The organism is Emticicia agri (assembly GCF_004168285.1).
GTDB classification, from domain to species: Bacteria; Bacteroidota; Bacteroidia; order Cytophagales; family Spirosomataceae; genus Emticicia; species Emticicia agri.
In genome coordinates, this window is the sequence record NZ_SEWF01000152.1 from 1 (window position 1) to 2,792 (window position 2,792).

1 protein-coding gene and 1 riboswitch are annotated in these 2,792 nt (G+C 45.7%); the gene reads right to left on the reverse strand.

Annotation, left to right across the window (positions count from 1 at the left end):
• Window positions 1–89: 89 nt before the first annotated feature.
• Window positions 90–2,438, reverse strand: coding sequence for a 3-coathanger stack domain-containing protein (locus EWM59_RS27440; protein WP_130024366.1), 2,349 nt, complete (start codon window positions 2,436–2,438; stop codon window positions 90–92).
• Window positions 2,439–2,673: 235 nt separating this feature from the next.
• Window positions 2,674–2,766, forward strand: a riboswitch (TPP riboswitch).
• Window positions 2,767–2,792 lie beyond the last annotated feature (26 nt).

Here is a 2,792-nt window from a genome sequence, read left to right on the forward strand (position 1 = left end):
TTATTTCTAACAATTGAAGTAAAATTACTTGTATTGAATAAAACATGGAAGACCTACAGGCACACTAGTGTTAAGTCAAACCCCACCCCCTACGGACACCCCGCAATAATCGCCTGAAAAACATTGCTTGTGTTTACAGTGGCTTTGAAACCCGGCTGCAAGGTAACTGAATCCGCCCCCCGATAGGTTACCTTAGCCTCTGATACCTGATTGGTAGCAGTAATCTGAATGGCTTTCATCGTAACTGTTCCGCTTGTAATGGGCTGGGTGATATTTGCCGTGGCAGGGCACTCTTCATGGTTAATCAAAATCCCGAATTGCCCACGATTGGCTCTGGCATTGCCAAAACTATAAACCCTGATATAATAGGTGTTGCCAATTATCAGGTTTGATAATGTCAACTCTTCTTTTCCGGCTTCTTTGGTTGCATCAGAACAGGCAATGGTAGTTCCATTGCAGGCTCCCGAACGAATATCAACTACCACGTCGACCTCCGGACCGCCGATAACTGCTATATTATGTTTATTAGAAACTGCTACAAATTTATACCATACATCATCATCGGCGGTACCGGTTAATGCATTACACGTAATGGCTTCGAGGCTCTGCGAAGCACCTAATGTTGTGCCCAGAACACCAGAAATGCCGGTAGAAGAAATGAGGGTAATGGCGTTGGTACATTCATCATTGGCAGGTGGTACCTCATGAACAACACTAATGGTAAATGTTCCGCTATTGGAGGCAGAAGCACCATAACTATAGACCCTGATATAATAGGTGCTGCCGATAGTTAAACCCGATACAGTTACGGTTTCTACTGCACTATTACCGGTGGCATCAGCACAGCCGATACTGATGCCATTGCAGGTGCCCGAACGCACATCTACTACCGGATTGAATCCTGAATTTCCTGCAACTGTTATCGTATGTTCAATAGATAGTGCTACAAATTTATACCATACATCATCATCGGCCGTGCCTGTATTAGTATTGCATGTAATGGCTGCCAGACTTTGGGTAGCATCTACGGTTGTGCCGTTGGTTGGGGAGGGCGACGTAGCCGAAGTAAGTGCAATGGCGTTGGTACAGTGATCATTCGCTGGCGGAAAAACATGCGTAACGCCAATGCCAAATATTCCACGATTGAGTACTGAAGCACCCCGACTATAGACCCGGACATAATAGGTGTTGCCGGGGATTAAGTTCGAAAAATTCACGGTTTCCACTCCATCAGCGGCGGTTGCATCAGCACAACCGATAGGGATGCCGTTGCAGGCGCCCGAACGAACATCTACTACCGCATCAAACCCCAAAGCGCCGAAAACTGATACGGTTTGTACATAAGAAACCGCTACAAATTTATACCATACATCATCATCGGCCGTGCCTGTAACCGCACCACACGTAATGGCTGCCAGACTCTGGGTAGCACCACCCGTTGTGCCAATAACACCGGAAGCGAGCGTCGTTGAGGAAATGAGGGTAATGGCGTTATTACAATTATCATTGGCAGGAGGGTCTTCATGCGTAACACCAACCTTGAAACTTCCACGACTGGCGTTGGTACTGCCCAAACTATAGATTCGTATATAATAGGTATGACCAATGGTTAAGTCTGATAAACCCACCTTTTCTGCCCCACCGGTAGCAGTGGCATCAGCACAGCCAATAGAGGTGCCGTTGCAGGCTCCCGAACGAACATCTACTACCGCATCAAACCCTGATTCTGGGTCGCTAACTGTTACGATATGTATAGGAGAAACCGCTACAAATTTATACCACACATCATCATCGGCCGTGCCTGTAGCTGTACCGCACGTAATGGCCGGCAGACTCTGGGTAGCCCCTACTGTGGTGCCTTCAATAGGTGAGTAAGAATCAGGAGTAGTAGAAGTAAGGGAAATAGCACCAGCACAATCATCGTTGGTATGCGTAACACCAATCCCGAATAATCCACGATTGGAGGGCATATTGCCAAAACTATAGATGCGTATATAATAGGTATTGCCGATAGTTAAGCCCGATACAGTTAAGGTATGCGCTCCGGCAATAGAGAAAGTATTCGCACAGGCGATATTGGCTCCGTTGCAGGCACCCGAACGAACATCCACTACCGCATCAAGTCCTGACTGTGGGTCACCGATAACTGTTATGTTATGTTTAGTAACAACCGCTACAAATTTAAACCAGACATCGTCGTCAGCCGTACCTGTAAAGGTAGCACAGGTAATGGCTGACATACTCTGGCTGGCGCCCACTGTTGTGCCTGCAATACCCGACAAAGGATTATGGGAAGTAAGGGTAATTGCGTTGGCACACTCATCATTAGCAGGGATTTGAGCCTGCACCCTCCCGATTGAGCCTACCAGCAAAAACAGGATTGCAATAAAAAAAGATGGGGAACTCAACGGGACGGCGGACAGTATTCGTTTTTGCATTCTTCTGGGCATTAAAGTTTGCAGTGTTCTAAAAAACTGTAAAGGTTAAAGTTACACTTTTTTATGAATTATGGCATATATATGACTGCAATTTTTAGTTATAGGGGATTTCTGCTGTATTAAAATCTGTTCAGCCTTGAATCGGTTTATGTCAACCTATTTTAGGATATCAAACACCCCTATTCAACAATCTGCAATCGAAACTTGACAATACATTCTTTTCCCACTACCTTTGCCTCGGCTTTAGGGGTATTCTGTAAAGAATTGAGAGAGTCCCTTTGAACCTGATACGGTTGATACCGACGTAGGGAAAAGCGAATAACAGAGAGCTTCAGACATTCTATCTTGTCTCTT

Excerpts from the sequence above, each read along its gene's own strand:
- EWM59_RS27440 (WP_130024366.1), bottom strand. The coding sequence starts at position 2,438 with ATGCAAAAACGAATACTGTCCGCCGTCCCGTTGAGTTCCCCATCTTTT.